At 66.7% G+C, this 17,320-nt stretch carries 17 protein-coding genes; 14 read left to right on the top strand and 3 right to left on the bottom strand.

Features of this window, described 5'->3' with window-relative positions:
- The 3 genes from AC3IFE_RS20685 to AC3IFE_RS20675 form a co-directional block, all read left to right on the top strand.
- A partial coding sequence (locus AC3IFE_RS20685; protein WP_489191775.1) for a glutathione S-transferase C-terminal domain-containing protein occupies positions 1 to 262 on the top strand: 262 nt, incomplete at its 5' end.
- Positions 263 to 361: 99 nt separating this feature from the next.
- Positions 362 to 2,431 carry a 2Fe-2S iron-sulfur cluster-binding protein gene (locus tag AC3IFE_RS20680; RefSeq protein ID WP_489191774.1) on the top strand — a complete coding sequence of 690 codons (2,070 nt, stop codon included), beginning with the start codon at positions 362 to 364 and terminating at the stop codon, positions 2,429 to 2,431.
- A gap of 50 nt (positions 2,432 to 2,481) precedes the next feature.
- The gene (locus AC3IFE_RS20675; RefSeq protein ID WP_301737288.1) at positions 2,482 to 2,961 is read left to right on the top strand and encodes a nuclear transport factor 2 family protein; all 480 of its coding nucleotides are present in this window, start codon (positions 2,482 to 2,484) and stop codon (positions 2,959 to 2,961) included.
- Positions 2,962 to 3,056: 95 nt separating this feature from the next.
- Here the strand turns inward: AC3IFE_RS20675 and AC3IFE_RS20670 are convergent, their stop codons facing one another.
- Together AC3IFE_RS20670 and AC3IFE_RS20665 are read right to left on the bottom strand one after the other, a co-directional pair.
- Complete coding sequence (locus tag AC3IFE_RS20670; protein WP_301737287.1) at positions 3,057 to 3,962, bottom strand: LysR family transcriptional regulator; 906 nt, start codon at positions 3,960 to 3,962, stop codon at positions 3,057 to 3,059.
- 290 nt (positions 3,963 to 4,252) lie between these two features.
- The gene (locus tag AC3IFE_RS20665; RefSeq protein WP_301737286.1) at positions 4,253 to 5,290 is read right to left on the bottom strand and encodes a cupin domain-containing protein; all 1,038 of its coding nucleotides are present in this window, start codon (positions 5,288 to 5,290) and stop codon (positions 4,253 to 4,255) included.
- Positions 5,291 to 5,355: 65 nt separating this feature from the next.
- On the opposite strand from AC3IFE_RS20665, the gene AC3IFE_RS20660 reads away from it, so the two are divergent.
- Together AC3IFE_RS20660 and AC3IFE_RS20655 are read left to right on the top strand one after the other, a co-directional pair.
- Positions 5,356 to 5,892, top strand: a complete 537-nt coding sequence (locus AC3IFE_RS20660) for a carboxymuconolactone decarboxylase family protein (protein ID WP_489191773.1) — start codon at positions 5,356 to 5,358, stop codon at positions 5,890 to 5,892.
- Positions 5,823 to 6,413, top strand: a complete 591-nt coding sequence (locus AC3IFE_RS20655; protein WP_489191799.1) for an MFS transporter — start codon at positions 5,823 to 5,825, stop codon at positions 6,411 to 6,413. The genes AC3IFE_RS20660 and AC3IFE_RS20655 overlap by 70 nt, the downstream gene beginning before the upstream one ends.
- Before the next feature lie 72 nt (positions 6,414 to 6,485).
- On the opposite strand, the gene AC3IFE_RS20650 is transcribed toward AC3IFE_RS20655, so the two are convergent.
- Positions 6,486 to 7,196 (bottom strand): IclR family transcriptional regulator, encoded by a 711-nt coding sequence (locus AC3IFE_RS20650; RefSeq protein WP_489191798.1) that lies wholly within the window; start codon positions 7,194 to 7,196, stop codon positions 6,486 to 6,488.
- 165 nt (positions 7,197 to 7,361) lie between these two features.
- Between AC3IFE_RS20650 and AC3IFE_RS20645 the strand changes: the two genes are divergently transcribed.
- From AC3IFE_RS20645 to AC3IFE_RS20605, 9 genes are all read left to right on the top strand, one after another.
- Positions 7,362 to 8,060, top strand: a complete 699-nt coding sequence (locus AC3IFE_RS20645) for an RraA family protein (protein ID WP_089470712.1) — start codon at positions 7,362 to 7,364, stop codon at positions 8,058 to 8,060.
- Entirely contained in the window at positions 8,060 to 9,007 is a 948-nt protein-coding gene (locus tag AC3IFE_RS20640; protein ID WP_489191772.1) for an NAD(P)-dependent oxidoreductase, read from the top strand. The genes AC3IFE_RS20645 and AC3IFE_RS20640 overlap by 1 nt, the downstream gene beginning before the upstream one ends.
- A 21-nt stretch (positions 9,008 to 9,028) precedes the next feature.
- A complete protein-coding gene (locus AC3IFE_RS20635) occupies positions 9,029 to 9,958 on the top strand; it encodes an SMP-30/gluconolactonase/LRE family protein (protein WP_089470710.1) in 930 nt (309 codons plus the stop codon).
- Positions 9,959 to 10,044: 86 nt separating this feature from the next.
- Positions 10,045 to 11,424, top strand: coding sequence for an MFS transporter (locus AC3IFE_RS20630; RefSeq protein ID WP_489191771.1), 1,380 nt, complete (start codon positions 10,045 to 10,047; stop codon positions 11,422 to 11,424).
- A 46-nt stretch (positions 11,425 to 11,470) separates the two neighbouring features.
- Positions 11,471 to 12,622, top strand: coding sequence for a porin (locus AC3IFE_RS20625; protein ID WP_489191770.1), 1,152 nt, complete (start codon positions 11,471 to 11,473; stop codon positions 12,620 to 12,622).
- Between the two features lie 11 nt (positions 12,623 to 12,633).
- A complete protein-coding gene (locus AC3IFE_RS20620; protein ID WP_489191769.1) occupies positions 12,634 to 13,680 on the top strand; it encodes an amidohydrolase family protein in 1,047 nt (348 codons plus the stop codon).
- Complete coding sequence (locus AC3IFE_RS20615; protein WP_489191768.1) at positions 13,677 to 14,957, top strand: MFS transporter; 1,281 nt, start codon at positions 13,677 to 13,679, stop codon at positions 14,955 to 14,957. The genes AC3IFE_RS20620 and AC3IFE_RS20615 overlap by 4 nt, the downstream gene beginning before the upstream one ends.
- Positions 14,954 to 16,192 carry an MFS transporter gene (locus tag AC3IFE_RS20610; protein ID WP_489191767.1) on the top strand — a complete coding sequence of 413 codons (1,239 nt, stop codon included), beginning with the start codon at positions 14,954 to 14,956 and terminating at the stop codon, positions 16,190 to 16,192. Before AC3IFE_RS20615 ends, AC3IFE_RS20610 begins: the two co-directional genes overlap by 4 nt.
- An 11-nt stretch (positions 16,193 to 16,203) precedes the next feature.
- A partial coding sequence (locus AC3IFE_RS20605; protein ID WP_489191766.1) for an MFS transporter occupies positions 16,204 to 17,320 on the top strand: 1,117 nt, incomplete at its 3' end.

Below are 17,320 nucleotides of genomic sequence, written 5' to 3'. Positions count from 1 at the left end.
GTTCAACGCCGACGAAGTGATCGCCCGTGCGCATCGCATCCTCGCGCTCATCGACGCCGAACTCGCGGGGCGCGACTTCATCGTCGGGCCGAAGCCGACCATCGCCGACGTCGCGTTGTATGGCTACGTTGCGCGCGCGCCCGAAGGCACTGTGGACCTGTCCGGCTATTCGAACGTCGCGGCGTGGCTGCGCCGCATCGAAGCGTTGCCGGGCTTCGTCGAGTTCGTGAAGATGCCGGTCGGGCTCGCGGCCGCTGCGTGACCGAGGTCGGCCCGTTGCCCGTGCGGTGACGGAGGGCGACGCCGACGCGTCAAGGCGCGCCGAATGCGTCATGTGCGGATTCCGTCGAGGAGACACATCGTGAGCACGGTATCGAATGAAGCGAACTCGCCGTGGCATCGGGGCGAACTCGAGCTGCAGGAAAAGACAGGCGTGATGCAGAAGATGGACAGCGTGGGACGACGCTTCGTCAGGAACCACATGCCCGACCAACATCGCGCGTTCTTCGCGCAGTTGCCTTTCGTCGTCGTCGGTGCGGTGGCCGACGACGGCGATGCGTGGGCGACGTTCGCATTCGGCCAGCCCGGCTTCATGCAGTCGCCGAACGACAAACGCCTGCGCATCGACACCGTATTCGATCCGAACGATCCGGCTGCCGGCGGCACGCGCGACGGCGCGGCGATCGGCCTGCTCGGCATCGAACTGCATACGCGGCGTCGCAATCGCCTGAACGGCATGATCCGTCGCGGCGAGACGCGCGCATTCGATCTCGACGTCGTGCAGAGCTTCGGCAACTGCCCGCAATACATCCAGTTGCGCGATTTCGCGTTCGTACGCGAACCCGATACGTTCTCCGCGATCGCACCGGAGGAAAGCGATCGTCTCGACGATCGCGCCCGCGCGATCATCGCGGCTGCCGACACGCTGTTCGTGGCGTCCTACGTCGGCGACGGCGCCGAGCGCCAGGTCGACGTTTCGCATCGCGGCGGCAAGGCGGGGTTCGTGCGCATCGGCGACGACGGCGTGCTGACGATCCCGGATTTTGCCGGCAACCTGTTTTTCGCGACGCTCGGCAACTTCCTGGTCAATCCGCGCGCGGGCATCGTGTTCGCCGACTTCGAAACCGGCGACGTGTTGCAGATGACCGGCGAAGCCGAAGTCGACCTCGATTCGCCGGAGATCGCCGCCTTTCAGGGCGCGGAGCGACTGTGGCGCTTCAAGCCGCGCCGCGTCGTTTATCGTGCCGGCGCATTGCCGTTGCGCTGGACGTTCCGGGCGGAAGGCTGGTCGCCCAACTCGCTGATGACAGGGAGCTGGGACGAGGCCGCGAGTCGCTTGAGCGCCGCCGAACTGGCACGGGCGTGGCGTCCGTTCAGGGTCGCGAAAATCACCGACGAGAGCACGCTGATTCGCTCGTTCCAGCTCGAACCCGAGGACGGCGCCGGATTGGTGCCGCACCTGGCGGGTCAGCACGTGCCGATTCGCGTGCACCTGTCGGAAGGCGGCGATCCGCTCATCCGCACCTATACGTTGTCGAGCGCGCCGTCGGACCGCGTGTATCGCATCAGCGTCAAGCGGGAAGGGCGCGTGTCGTCGCATCTGCATGACGGGGTGCGGGTCGGCGACCGCATCGACGTCCGGGCACCCGCCGGGCAATTCACGATCGATGCGCTCGAGCGCCGGCCTGCCGTGTTGCTGGCGGCCGGTGTCGGGGTGACGCCGATGCTGGCGATGTTGCGTCACATCGTCTACGAAGGCGCGCGCAAGCGCGGCACGCGCAAGACCTGGTTCTTTCACGCCGCACGCTCCGTGAAGGAGCGCGCGTTCGGCGACGAGATCGGCCAGCTCGCGTCGGCCGCGAACGGCGCGGTGAACGTGGTGCGCGTCCTGTCGGATGCGACCGGCGCGCGCGAAGGCGACGAGTTCGACGTCGCGGGCCGCATCGATGCGAACCTGCTGCGCGCCACGCTGCCGTTCGACGACTACGACTTCTATCTGTGCGGACCGTCGGGCTTCATGCAAGCGGTCTATGACGGGCTCCGCGACCTGAACGTGGCGGACCACCGAATCCACGCGGAGTCGTTCGGCCCTTCCGGGCTCAGGCGTCGAACCGATGCGGGCGCGAGTACCCCGCTGCGTGCGCCGGCGGATACGCCGACACCCGTCGCGTTCGTCAAGTCGGGCAAGGAAGCGCGCTGGCAACCGGGCAGCGGCTCGCTGCTGGACCTGGCCGAGGCGCGCGGCCTGACGCCCGAATACGGCTGCCGCGGAGGCAGTTGCGGCACCTGCCGCACCCGGATCGTCGAAGGCGCGGTGACATATGCGGTCGCGCCGGAATTCAAGGTAGCGGACGACGAAGCGCTGATCTGCTGCGCGGTGCCCGCGCATCGCGAATCGGGCGGCGGCGACCGTCTGCTGCTCGACGTGTAATTCAGAACCCTCGTCGCCCGGCGACGATTCCCAACGAAAGGAGTTCGATCATGAAAGACGTCAACGTTGTTCGCCCGCCGCTTCCGCCGTTCTCGCTGGAGACGGCGATCGAAAAAGTGCGGCTCGCCGAAGACGGGTGGAACACGCGCAATCCGGAGCAGGTTTCGCTCGCGTACAGCGTCGACAGCGTGTGGCGCAACCGCGCCGAATTCGCGACCGGCCGTCCGGCGATCGTCGCGCTGCTCGCACGCAAGTGGCAGCGCGAACTCGACTACCGGCTCATCAAGGAGTTGTGGGCATACGGCGGCAACCGGATCGCCGTGCGCTTCGCCTACGAGTGGCGCGACGACGCGCAGAACTGGTATCGGTCGTACGGCAACGAGAACTGGGAATTCGGTGACGATGGCCTCATGCATCACCGCCATGCGTGCATCAACGATCTGCCGATCGCCGAGGCCGACCGGAAGTTCTTCTGGCCGCTCGGGCGCAGGCCCGACGATCATCCCGGCCTGAGCGATCTCGGCCTGTAGGAGCGGCTTGCCTGCCTACCGAACGCGATGCCTGATACGCGTGCCGGTCGGGACGGTTCCGTCGCGCGCGCGCCGCGCCGACTCGCCGGTGCCTGCTATGCAGACCACATCGGCGCCTGGGCTCTCAGCTTTTCGACGCAGAGATCGATGAACGCGCGCGCTTTCCGGTTCGCGTGCCTGCCCTCGCGATGCACGACGTGAACCGGAAGCGGGGCAAGTTCGTGCTCGGCCAGCAGCACGCGCAGCGCGCCTTGCGCGAGTTCGTCGACCACCTGATAGGACAGCAGGCGCACGATCCCGAGACCGGCCGTTGCCGCGGCGATCGCGGAATCGTTCGTCGTGGTCAGCAGGCGTGGCTGGATAGGGACGGCGAGCGTCTTGTCCCGCGCGCGGAAGCGCCATTCGGGCGCCGGCGTGATGCCCGTCGCCTGAATCGTGACGTGAGCCGCGAGATCGTCCGGATGCCGCGGCGTGCTGTGCGCGTCCAGATAAGCGGGAGACGCGCACAGCACGCGGCGTACCTTGCCCACCGAGATCGCCTGCAGCGACGAGTTCGGCAGCTCGCCGATGCGCACGGCCACGTCGGCGCCTTCATCGACGAGATTCACGACACGGTCCAGAAACCAGCAGTTGAGATTGACGAAAGGATGCTGCTCCAGATACTCGAGCGCGATCGGCGTCACGTAGCTCTTGCCGAACAGCACGGGCGCCGTGACGGTGAGCTGGCCGCGTGGCGCATTGCCGGTGCCGGTGGCGGAAAGCTCGGCCGCGTCGATGTCCGCCAGAATGCGCCGGCAGTCTTCGTAAAACGACGCGCCCGCATCGGTGATGCGGACCACACGCGTCGTCCGCGTTAACAGCCGCACGCCGAGATATTCCTCGAGTTCCGTCATCACGCGGCTGATCACCGACGGCGATACGTTCAGCTTGCGCGCCGCCGATGCGAATCCTTCCGTCTCGACCACCGTGACGAAGGTGGTCATGGCCTGGAGCCTGTCCATGTATGAAAGATATCCGGGTGAAGTGAACGTGGCCTTGCGCGCATCGTGCGCATCCATGTCGCCGCATGGCGGCGGCCAGCATAGCAAAGTTTCGAACCCGTTCCGCCTGTGGGGCCGGTGCGGGGGACGATCGTTGTTCGTGCAGGCAACATGCATCGTCGACGGATGCGCGGTCGTGGGCCGGCCGCGATGCATGCGGCAACATCGCGAATCCGGTCCGCATGCAGGCGATCGCGCGAACGTCGGTCCCGGACGGAGTCGACGGGCGAACGCGGCGCAAGCATCGTGCGTCAGGATGAACGCACTTCCGGCTCCGCGATTCGCGACGATCGCATGCGCCACTTCGCCGGCGTCATGCCTACCTGCCGTTTGAACACCCGTTGGAACGCGGCCTCGGATCGATAGCCGACCGATTCGCCGATCTCGGCGACGGACATCGTCGTTTGCGCCAGCTTGCGCCCGGCCAGCGCCATGCGGATTTCCGTCAGGACGTCGCTTGCCGAGCGGCTGATCGCCTCGTCGAAGTGGCGTGCGAACGTCGCGCGCGACATGTGGCAGCGCTCGGCCAGCTGTGCCAGCGTCCAGGGTTTTTCGGGCTCGTCGAACATGGCTGCGAGCGCCGGCTGCAGCCGATGACGTTGTGCCAGTGCAAGCAGCCCGCGCGGCGCGTGGCCTGCCTCGGACGCACTGCGCAGGGTCAACGCGAACAGCGCGCCGGACAGATGATCCACGACCGCGGCACTGCCGGCGCGTTGCTCCAGTACTTCCTCGCGCATCAATTCGATGACCCGCGCGAGTCGCGTGGCTGCAAACGCGGCGTCGCGCGTCTGTCCATCGACCGCGGTTACGCTGCTCACGATCAGACGTCGCGGCAGATGGTCGCGCAGCAACTGCTGCGGGACGGCAGGCAGCACGAAGCGCCCGCACAGCACGTCGGTGTTCGCATCGGCGCTGCCGTTCGTCGCAACGGTCAGGCCGTTCCCGTGCCGCTCGCGCGCCGCGCGCGGCGCCTCGCCGCTGCCGTCGTGCAGCCGATGGGCGCTGCCGGACGGAAACACCACGATGTCGCCCGCCTTCATCCGGAGCGTCGGTTCGTCTTCTCCGCCCGTCTCGCACTCGACGACAGCCTCGCCGCGCAACAGGATGTGATAGGGGAGTTCCCACTCGCTCGACTCGGGATGGTCGATGCGCCACGGCGCGCCGAAGTGGCACCGCACGTCAAGCCGCCCGGTGACCGGCATCATCGACAGCAATCGGTCGAGCATTTCCATATGAGACGTTTGAGCATGAAGTTGCGGCAGTATGGCATTAAAGAAATCGTCGCGCATCCCTACACTGACTCCCATGCCATACGACATGGCTAACCGTTCAACCACGAAGCAAGGAGTCGATCATGTCCCGTCTCAGCACCATTCGCCCTGAAGAGGCAACCGGCGCGGCCGCCGAAGTGTTCGCGAAGATCAAGAAGGCTGTCGGCAAGGTGCCCAACGCATACGCAACCGTCGGCACGCAAAGCCCCGAAGCGCTCGGCGCGGTGCTGGCGTTCGATGCCGCGGTCGCGGCGAGCACGCTCGGCAAGGCCGATATCGAAGTGATCAAGCTGGCGGTCAGCGAATACGCGGGGTGTGATTACTGCGTCGCCGCTCACACGCTGATGGGCAAGCTGGCGGGCCTGACGAGCGATCAGATGAAGCAGGTGCGCGCGGGCGCGGCCACCGGCGACGCCGCGCGCGACGCGTTGGTCGCGTATGTCCGTACGCTCGTCGGCACGCGCGGCACGGTTCCCGTTGCGGCCGTCGATGCGGTGCGCGCGGCTGGCTATACGGAACGCCAGCTCATCGAGATCAATCTGGCCATCGCATCGATCACGTTCACGAACCTCGTCAATCGCGTGAACGATACGACGCTCGATTTTCCGGCCGTGGCGTAACGGCGCGGCGGATCGAGGCCGGCTTCCGACACTGCGTCATTGCGCAATTCGCCGCGCACGTGTCGGACCGGGTCGGACGGCGCCCGGTGCTGATCGCCGGCTTGCTCGGAGCGGCGGTCGCCGGTTGTTCGTTGTTCACGTTGTCGCCGGGCAGCGATTATGCGCATCCGCAACTCGCGCTGATCGCGTGCGTGGCCTGCCACGGCATCATTCTCGGACCGATGGCCGCGTACATGGCCGAACTGTTTCCGACGCGGGTGCGCTTTACCGCCCTGTCGACCCGCTATCGGCTCGCATCGGTGCTCGGCGGGTCGATCGCCCCGATCGTCGGCACGCTGCTCGTCAGCTATGCGGGCTCGGCGATCTTCGTCGCGGGTTACGCGATGCTGATGGCGCTCCCCGCGTTCGTCGCGGTGATCGCGTCGCGCGAATCGCGCGGCGAGGACTTCGAGTCACGGTCGATGTCCGCCGGCCATGCGGTTGTGCGGACGACCGACCGGCCGCGCTCGACGCATGCGTAAGGAACGCCCGTACGCGTCATGCGGGCGACGAACGGCTCGCCGAGTTGAACCCTGCCTTCGCCGAAGCGGCAATCAGGTGCCGTAGACGTTCTCGCAGAGCGCGACACTCGCCCCCAGCTTCCGGGACAGATCGGCGGCCGCATCCAGTTGCGGTCGATCCAGCTCGCCCGACGCGTGCGCGACGCTGAGGCGGGAGGCAGGGCCGGAGAGCGTCAGCGCCGCCATGAACTTGTCGCCGGCACCGAAGATCGGCACCGCGAACGCCGCCGTGTGCACGTCGCGTGCACCCGCGGTGAAGAGGGGCAGTGCGGGCGGCTTGTCGTAGATCGGTTCGCCAAGCCCCCAGAAACGGATCACCTGGCTGATGGCCGTGTCGTCGAGCGGCAGCATCGTCCCCGCGAGCCGCGTTTCACGCAAGCCTTCGGACGGTTCGACCCGAAACAGGCAAAGCCGCTGCCCGTTGTCGTGCACGTAGTAGGATGCGCTTTCTTTCGTCAGCGCGGCCAGCGCATGCAGCGCCGGTTCGACCACCGTGGACAGGTGGAACGACTGCTCGTACAGCTTGCCGAGGTACAGCACGCGATGTCCGAGCGAATAATTGCCGGATTGCGCGCGCACGACATAGCCCATTCGCTCCAGCGAGTTCATCAGCCGATAGACCGTCGTCTTGTGCATGCCGGACGCCTGCGACAGCATCGCGAGCGATTGCGATTCGGCACCGGGCTTGAAGCAGTCCAGCAACGAAAGCGCCTTTTCCACGGCAACGACCCCGTCGTTTCCCATTCCTTTTCTCCCGTCGTCATTTACCCGCAATTGTACAGAGTAAAACGCTGGTTTACCACGTAAAAGGGTAAACGCCAGTGCCATGACGCGCATCGCTTGGCTATAGTGATTTCACCATGTACACCAGTGTTGTACAGAGTACAACACACAACCCGAGGTCGAATCATGAGCAAGACATCCGCCGGCACTTCTTCGATCAATCGCGACATCGAACGCGTTTCGCCGGAACTCGTTCAGGCGGCCGCGCGCTACCAGGCCGCGATCCTGGCCGACGTCGCGGGCCGCCGCGGCACGGTGCATGGCCGCGTGCGGCCGTTGTCGCCGAAGATGAAGGTCGCCGGCCCGGCGGTCACGGTCGAAGTTCGCGCCGGCGACAACCTGGCGATCCATGCGGCGCTCGCCGTCGCGAAGCCGGGCGACGTCGTCGTGGTCGACGGCAAGGGCGACATCTCGTGCGCGCTGCTCGGCGAAATCATGGCGGCGCAGGCGAAGGCGAGCGGCATCGCCGGCATCGTCATCGACGGCGCGGTGCGCGACGCGCACGAACTGGCCAACGGCGACTACCCGATCTTCGCGGCCGGCCTCAATCCGTGCGGCCCGACCAAAAGCGTCGCGGGGCGCGTGAATGCGCCGATCTCGCTGGGCGGCACGGCGGTCAATCCGGGCGACCTGGTGGTCGGCGACGCCGACGGCGTCGTCGTCATTGCGCGCACCGACGTCGCGCGCATCGTCGATCTCGCGCAGAAAAAGCTCGACTTCGAAACCGCGCGTATCGCGGCGATCCACAAGGGCGACCTTCGTCCGGGCTGGATCGAGAAGGAACTGCGCGCAGCCGGCATGCTGGCCGAAGGCGAGGCACTGTGATGCAGATCGCTTCGCACAAGCCCGTGGTCCTCGTGACCGCCGCCGACCTGGCGCCGCAAGCGCTCGAGATGCTTGCGCAGTTCGACGTCGTGTTCGCCGGCAAGCAACCGACCGAGGACGACATCATGGCGCTCTGCACTCGGCACAAGCCGGTCGCGATCATCGTCCGGTACGGCAAGGTCAACGCCCGCATCATGGACGCCGCCGAAAACCTGCAGGTGATTTCGAAGCACGGCAGCGGCATCGACGTGATCGATCAGGCCGCCGCCGCCGCGCGCGGCATCGCGGTGCGCGCCGCGGTCGGCGCGAATGCGGCCGCCGTCGCCGAGCACGCGTGGGCGCTGCTGCTCGCGTGTGCGAAGTCGGTTCCGCAGCTCGATATCCGCATGCGTGAAGGCCATTGGGACAAGTCGACGCACAAGTCCGTCGAACTCGACGGGCGCACGCTCGGCCTCGTCGGCCTCGGCGCGATCGGCCGGCGCGTGGCCGCGATCGGCGCGGCGTTCGGCATGAAGGTACTCGCGTTCGATCCGTTCGCGAAGGAAGCGCCGGCCGGCGTGACGCTGGTATCGCTCGACACGCTGTACGCGGAATCGGACGTCGTGTCGCTACATTGTCCGTTGACGGCCGACAACCGCCGCATGCTCGACCGCGACACGCTCGCGCGTTTCAAGCGCGGGGCGATTGTCGTCAATACCGCACGCGGCGGCCTGATCGACGAAGCCGCGCTTGCCGACGCGCTGGCGAGCGGCCACTTGCGCGCGGCCGGGCTCGACAGCTTCGACGTCGAGCCGATGACGGTGCCGCACCCGTTCCAGCAAATCCCCAACGTGATTCTGTCTCCGCATATCGGCGGCGTGAGCGATGCCGCGTACGTGAACATGGGCAAGGGCGCGGCCGCCAACGTTCTCGCGGTGCTGGACGAACGCGCGCACAGCGCGGCTTGAATCCCGAACATCGAGGTACGCATGTTTTATCTGACGAGTCCCGACGTGCGCGAAGCCGACGTGTTCACGCGCATGCCGGAGAAGTTTCGCAAGCCGGACGTTCGCACGGAATGGGCGCGCGCGAATCGCGGCGGCATGGTCACGGATTCCTTTCTCGAAGGGCCGGTGTGGGATCCGGACGGCTATCTGTTCGTCACCGACATTCCGCACGGGCGCATCTTCCGCATTTCGCCGTCGGGCGACTGGGATCTCGTCGTCGAATACGACGGCGAGCCCAACGGGATGAAGCGCTTCGACGCATCGCACCTGATCATCACCGACTACCGGAACGGCCTGATGCTGCTCGATATCGAGCGCGGTGAAATTCGCCCGTATCTCGAGCGCCGCAACACCGAGCGCTTCAAGGGCGTGAACGACCTGACGTTCGACTCGGCCGGCAACCTTTATTTCACCGATCAAGGGCAGACCGGGCTGCACGATCCGACGGGCCGCGTGTATCGGCTGTCGCCGGACGGCAAGCTCGACATGCTGCTCGGCACCTGCCCGAGCCCGAACGGGCTCGTCCTGTCGCGCGACGAGAAAGTGCTGTTCGTCGCGATGACGCGCGGCAATGCCGTGTGGCGCATGCCGCTGCAGGCCGACGGATCGGTCACCAAGGTCAGCCCGTTCTTCACGTCCCACGGACCGAGCGGCCCCGACGGCCTCACCGTCGATCTCGAAGGCCGCCTGTTCGTCGCGAATCCGGGGCTCGGCCGCGTGTGGGTGCTCAACCACTGCGCGGAGCCCGTCGAGATCCTGACCGGGCCGAAAGGAGCGTCGCTCACGAGCGTGTGCTTCGGCGGCCCGGACATGAAGACGCTCTTCATCACCGAATCGACGTCCGGTTCCGTGCTGAAAGCGGACATGAGTATTGCCGGCCCGCTGCCGAAGCAGGCCGCGAAGCAGGGCTGAGACCCAAGAGCCGGGAAGCCGCGCGTCGGCTTCTCGCCCGTATGCCGAAAGATCGCGCCGCCAGCCGCGCGACGAAGGAGACAAGCATGACCGTTTCGCACGCGCTGCATGCCGGCGACGACGCCCCGCGCGCCGACGCGCCATCCGCGGAGCGCCTGGCCGGCGACGATTACGCGGCCAGCGAGCGCACGCTCGCGAAGGCGTTCCGGCGCATTCTGCCGTTCGTCTTCGTCTGCTACGTGATCAGCTATCTCGACAGGACCAACGTCGGTTTTGCCGCGCTCACGATGAACCAGGATCTCGGTCTCACGGCCGAGCAGTTCGGTTTCGGTGCCGGCCTGTTCTTCATCGGCTATTTCCTGTTCGAGATTCCGAGCAACCTGATCATGCAGAAGGTCGGGGCGCGCGTGTGGATAGCGAGAATCATGATCACGTGGGGCCTGTTCTCGATGGCGACGGCGTTCGTCGTCGGACCGAAGAGCTTTGCGGCCGCGCGCTTTCTGCTCGGGCTCGCCGAGGCGGGATTCACGCCCGGCATCTACCTGTATTTCACGCACTGGTTTCCCGGCAAGTGGCGCGCGAAGGTGACGGCCGCCTTCCTCGTCGGCATCCCCGTCGCGAACATGATCGGCTCGCCGATTTCCGGTGCGCTACTCGAACTCGGCGGCCTGCACGGGCTGCGCAGCTGGCAGTGGCTGCTGCTGATCGAAGGCGTACCGGCGGTGATCCTCGGCATCGCGTGCCTGTTCGTGCTGGCCGACCGTCCCGAGAAAGCCGCGTGGCTCAGTGACGAAGAGAAGGCGTCCCTCGCGAGGCGCCTCGCGTTCGAGCAGCGCGACATCGGCGCGAAGCACGGCAGCAAGCTGCGCGACGCGATGACGAACTGGCGCGTGTTCGTGCTCGCGTTCGTCAACTTCTGCGGGATCGTCGGCTCGCTCGGCGTCGGCTTGTGGATGCCGCAGATCATCAAGCAGTTCGGCGTCGAACACGCGGTGGTCGGCTGGCTGACGGCCATTCCGTATGCGATCGGCGCCGGTGCGATGCTCTGGTGGGCGCGTGTCGCCAATCGCGCGGCCAACCGCATTCCGTATGTCGCCGGTGCACTGGCACTCGCCGCGGCGGCGTTGTGTGCGAGCGCCTTCATTCATGCGCCGGTTTTCAAGCTGATCGCACTGTGCGTCACGGTGAGCGGGATCCTCGCGTTCCAGGCGACCTACTGGGCCATTCCGTCGGGATTCCTCACCGGCCGCGCCGCCGCGGGCGGACTCGCGCTGATCGTGTCGGTCGGCAATCTCGGCGGCTTCGTCGGGCCGTCGCTGATCGGCGCGCTCAAGCAATTCTCCGGCGGCTTCACAGCGCCGCTCATCGCCGTGTCGGGTGTGCTGCTGCTCGGCGCGCTGACCATCGCGTGGCTCGGCGATCCGGGCTCGGGCGCCGGCGAAGCGCCTGTCGCCCGCGAGCCGTGAATTTTCCTTCGTCGGACCCACCCATAAAAAACAGTTTGGAGACTCCATGTTGTCGAATCAGGCCAGCCGGAATACCCGCCCGACCTCCCGCTTCGTGCTCGGCGCCTTCGCCGTCGCGAGCGCGACCTCGTGGTGCGGCGCCGTCCATGCGGAAAGCAGCGTCACGCTGTACGGCATTGCCGACGTCGGTATCGAGCACATCAACAACGCGGGCACCGGCGGCGCGCAGACGCGCGAAGCGTCGGGCAATCTGTCCGGTTCGCGCTGGGGGCTGAAGGGCGTCGAGGATCTCGGCGGCGGCATGAAGGCCCTTTTCCAGCTGGAAAACGGCTTCAACATCAATGACGGCACGACCGCGCAGTCGACGAAAGGCCTCGGTTCGAATGCCGCCACGACGTCGCGGATTTTCGGCCGGCAGGCGTGGGTCGGGCTGGCGTACCGGGGCCAGCAACTGACGTTCGGCCGCCAGAACTCGCTCTTCTACGAACAGGCCGTGGCCTTCGACCCGATGGGCGCGTCGTCGCGATACTCGGTGCTGTCGGTCGATTACGCGGCCGCCGCGCGTATCGACAATTCGGCGAAGTACACCGGTGTGTTCGGCCCGCTGACGGCGCAGGCCATGTACAGCACCCGCTACGACACCGGGTACGGCGCCGAGGTGCCGGGCGCGCAACTCACCGGCCGCTTCTTCAGCGGGGCGCTGACTTTCGCGCAAGGGCCGCTCGCCGCGAGCGTGTCGTACGAGCAGCGCAACAGCAACACCGTCGCGACCAACACGGGCATCGAGCGTCGTGCGACGGCCGCCGCGTCGTATGCGATCGGACCGGTGAAGGGATTCGCCGGTTATCGCTATCTTCAGGCGTCGAACGCGTTCCTGCCGGCGAACCCGATCCGTGTCGCGAACGGTTCCGACGCCAGCGCGGCGAACCTGTACTGGGCCGGCGCGCAATACGCGGTGTCGCCGGCATTCGTGGTCACGGCAACGGCCTATTACCAGGACGTGCATTCGACGAGTGCCGACCCGTGGCTTGCCGTGCTCAGTGCGGACTACCTGCTGTCGAAGCGCACCGACATCTATGCGACGGCGGGTTTCGCGCGCAACAAGGGCGGCTCCGCGCTCGGCGTGAACGGCTACGGCACGGTCGCACCCGATCACAACCAGACGGGCGTGGTGATCGGCATGCGCCAGAAGTTCTGACGGCGAGCGCGATGCAGACCGTTCATGCGCCCCATCTGCCCGTCCGGCCCGCGTGGCTTGCCTTGCGCGACGAGCCGGTGCTCGAACCCGAGCTTGCCATCGTCGACGCCCATCACCACCTGTGGGACCGCCAGACCGGACGCTATCTCGCGGACGAGTTCGGCGCGGACGTGCGCAGCGGGCATCGGGTCGTGTCGACGGTGTACGTGCAGTGTCGATCGATGTTGCGCGCAAGCGGCCCGGACGCATTCAAGCCGGTTGGCGAAGTGGAATTCGCGAATGGCATCGCCGCGATGTTCGACAGCGGCGCATACGGTCCCGCGCGGTGCTGCGAGGCCATCGTCGGCGGCGCCGATCTGTCGCTCGGCGCGGAACTCGAGACGGTGCTCGACACGATGGCGCAGGTGTCCGGCGGGCGACTGCGCGGGATCCGCAATCCGCTCGCGTGGCATGCGAGCCCCGACGTGCGATCGAGCCCGGTGACACCGCCGCGCGACCGGATGTCGGACCCGGCTTTCCGGCAGGGCGTGACGACGCTCGGCCGCTACGGGCTGTCGCTGGATGCGTGGGTCTATCACACGCAGCTCGACGACCTGTACGAACTCGCGCGCGCATGCGAGCACGTCACCGTCGTCATCGACCATTTCGGCGGTCCGCTCGGCGTGGGTCCGCATGCCGGCCGGCGCGCGGAAGTCCATGCGCAATGGAAACGGCCACTCGCGCGTCTCGCCGCGCTGCCGAACACGCGCATGAAGCTCGGCGGCGCGGGCATGACCGTGTTCGGCTTCGACTTCGCCGCGCGCGAGCTGCCGCCGTCTTCGCAGGAGCTGGCCGCGGCATGGCGGCCGTATTTCGACACCTGCGTCGAATGCTTTGGCGTCGATCGCTGCATGTTCGAAAGCAACTTCCCCGTTGACAAGGGGATGTTCGGCTATCGCGTGCTGTGGAACGCCTTCAAACGGCTCGCGTCCGCGATGTCGGCCGATGAAAAGGCCGCGCTGTTCAGCCGGACGGCCGCATCGACGTATCGCATCGCGCTTCCCGGAGACAACCCATGAAGACGAATGCAACCGTGACGACGCAGGAGATGGAAGCCGCAGCCGCGGAAAAAGGGCTCACGCGCATGACCGGTATCGAATGGCGTTCGCTGTCGCTCGCCGGGCTCGGCTGGACGTTCGAGAGCTACGACTCGTTCCTGCTGTCGCTCCTGCTGCCGACGCTCGCGCTGCAGTTCGGGTTGAGCAAGGCGCAGCTCGGCATGTTCACGAGCGTCACGGCGGCCGGACAGATCGTCGGCGGCATTCTGTTCGGCTTCGTGTCGGACCGGATCGGACGCGTGCGCACCGCGCTGCTCTGCGTCGGCATCTATTCGCTGTTTTCCGGCCTGATCGCATTCGCGCCCGACGCGCACACGTTCGCCGCGTTGCGCTTTTTCGGCGCGCTCGGCATGGGCGGAACCTGGACCGCCGGCGCGGCGCTCGTCGCGGAAACCTGGCACCCGAGCCGGCGCGGCAAGGGCGGCGCGCTGATGCAGATGGGCTTGCCGATCGGCGCGATTCTCGCGATCGCGATCTCGGGCATCGTCGGCGCCGCGCATGGCGGGTTGGGTGGCGACAGCTGGCGTCTGCTGTTCCTGATCGGCGCGTCGCCATTCTTCATTCTGTTCTGGGTCGCGCGCAAGACGCCGGAATCGCCGATCTGGCTCGAACGCCGGCAAGCGAAGTCGCAGGCCCGCAAGCTCGACACCGCGAGTCGCGAGAAGCTGAACGTGCGCGGCCTGCTTACCGCGTTCTGCTTCATCTTCTTTCTGCAATACCTGTACTGGGGCGTATTCACGTGGACGCCGACGTTCCTCGTCACGGTGAAGCACCTCGACTTCGTGCATAGCCTGAAGTTCGTGCTGGCGCTGCAGTTCGGCGCGATCACCGGATTCCTGCTGTTCTCGGCATGGGTGGACCCCATCGGCCGGCGTCCGATGTTCCTGGCCTACCTGCTGGTCGGTGCGCTGGCCGTCGGCGTGTACATCGTGTCGGCGAATCCGTTGCTGCTGATGACCGCGATCTTCCTGACCGGCTTCAGCGTGAACGGCATCTTCGCGGGTGCCGGCCCGTTCCTCGCGGAGATCATTGGCAACACGGCATCGCGCGGCTTCTTCATGGGCCTCGCATACAACGGCGGCCGGCTCGGCGGCTTCATCGCGCCGTTGATCATCGGTGCGCTGGCGTCGACGTCGGGCGGCTTCGTGCTCGGGCTCGCGACGACGATCGTCGCGTTCGTCGCCGCGGCCGCGGTCGTGCTGTTCGCGCCCGAAACGCGCGGGAAGACGCTGTCATGAACGTGGCCACGCAAGCGGGGTGGGTGAGCCGGCTGTTTCCCGCGCTGACCGAGGCATCGCTGCGGCGCTATCTGAGCGGGCAGGTCGCGTCGGTGCTCGGCAGCTGGACGCAGAACGTCACGCTGAATCTGCTGATCTATCACCTGTCCGGCTCGGCGGCGATCCTCGCGCTGCTCAATTTCCTGCTGTACGGCCCGCAGTTGATCGTCGCGCCGGTGGCGGGCTCCCGCATCGGCTCGGCCAATGCGCGCCGCGTGACGCTATGCGTGCTGACGGCGTCGCTGCTGCTGACGGGCAGCCTCTTCACGCTGTCGCTGCTCGGCCTGCTCGGCGTGAAGCTGATCCTCGCGCACGCGCTGGCGATCGGCGTGTCGAGCGCGGTGGAAACGCCGGCGCGGCAGGTGCTGCTGCTGACGAGCCTGCAGGATGCGACGCACACCTCCAACGCGGTCGCGATGAACACGATGGTCTACAACGTCGGGCGCATGGTCGGCCCGACCATCGCCGGATTCGTCTATCCGACGCTCGGGCCCCGCACGTCGTTTGCGATCTATGCGCTCGCGCTGTGCTTCATGGCGGCATGCGTGCGGTCGATCCGGGTTGCGTCGGTGGACCGCCCGTCGCGCGCGGAAAGCGGCCTGCGCGACGCGGTCGGCTATGTGCTGTCCGATGCGTTCTCGGCCCGCTATCTGCCGATTCTCGCGTGCATCGGCCTGTTCGCCGGCAGCTACCAGACGCTCGTGCCGCTGCTCGCGGACCAGGGCTTTCACGACGCGGCGCGCTTTACCGGCGTGTTCTTCGCGTGCGCCGGCGCCGGTTCGTTGAGCGCGGCGGTGCTGTTGTCGTCGGCGTTCGGGCCGCGCGCGTCGCGCCGGTTCATCGCGTATGCGCCCTGGACGGCGGTCGGCGCACTGGCCGTGCTGGCCGCGACGACCGATGCGGCGGGATCGATTCCCGCGTTCTATGCGCTCGGCTTCAGCCTCACGTTCGCGGCCACGTCGACGAACGCGACGATTCAGCGGCAGTGTCCGGAACACGTGCGCGGCGGGCTCGTCGGGATGTACGGCATGGCCTACAACGGCACGATGCCGTTCGGTTATCTGCTCGTCGGCAGCGCATCGGAGGCGCTCGGCGTGCGACACACCTTCGCCGCCATGGCCACCGTGCTCGCGTGCGGCGTCGTGGCGATCATCGCGTGGCAACGGTTTACAGGAACGCGCTCAGGCGCACAATAAACGGAGACAACATGCAAACCGCTTTCATGGACGCGTCCGTGATCGAGCGCCGGACCATACGAAAGGTCGTCTGGCGACTCATTCCCTTTTTGATGATCTGCTACCTGCTTGCCTTCATCGACCGGGGCAACGTGGGGATGGCGTCGCTGCAGATGAACCACGACCTCGGGATGTCGGCGCAGGTGTTCGGTTTCGGCAGCAGCCTGTTCTTCATTTCATACTTCTTCTTCGAAGTGCCGAGCAACCTCGCGCTGCAGAAATACGGCGCGCGGATCTGGATCGCGCGGATCATGATCACGTGGGGCATCGTGTCGGCGGCGACCGCGCTCGTGCACAACGCGACGACGTTCTACTTGCTGCGTTTCCTGCTGGGCGCGGCCGAGGCCGGCTTCTTCCCGGGCGTGCTGCTTTATCTGTCGTACTGGATTCCCACGCAGTACCGTGCGCGAATCGTCGCGACGTTCATGGTCGCGATTCCGGCCGCGAGCTTCATCGGCTCGCCGGTCTCCGCGCTGCTGTTGCAGATGGACGGCGTCTGGGGCCTGCGTGGATGGCACTGGCTGTTCATCCTCGAAGGCATTCCGACCGTGCTGCTCGGCGTCGCCTGCCTGTTCATGCTGCCGAACAAGCCGGAGAACGCGAGGTGGCTCGACGACGACGAGCGCGCATGGCTCTCGGCCACGCTGGCCGCCGGCCACAAGACACGCAAGAAGGTGCCGTCGCTGCCGCTCGCGCAACTGTTCCGCAACCGCTACGTGCTATGCCTCGCGCTCGTCGACACGTGCGCTTCCGCGGCAGGCAGCACGCTGTCCGTGTGGCAGCCGCAGCTGCTGAAGTCGTTCGGCCTGACCGTCATGGAGACCGGCCTGCTGAACTCGGTGCCGTACGCAGTGGCCTCCGTCCTGATGGTGTACTGGGGGCGGCGCTCGGACCGCGTCGGCGAACGGCGCTGGCATACGGTCGTGCCGATGCTGCTGATCGGCGTGGGCCTGTTCGCGACGTCGCTGAGCGGATCGCTGCTGCCGACGGTCTGCATGCTCTGCGCGGTGCTGGTCGGCGCGTATTCGTTCAAGGGCCCGTTCTGGGCGCTCGCCACCGACATGCTGTCCAACAGCACCGTGGCGGCCG

The organism is Burkholderia sp. APQ4-4ca (assembly GCF_057837105.1).
The sequence above is the reverse complement of the archived record's forward strand: the minus strand, read 5'-3'. Positions and strand labels throughout refer to the sequence as shown.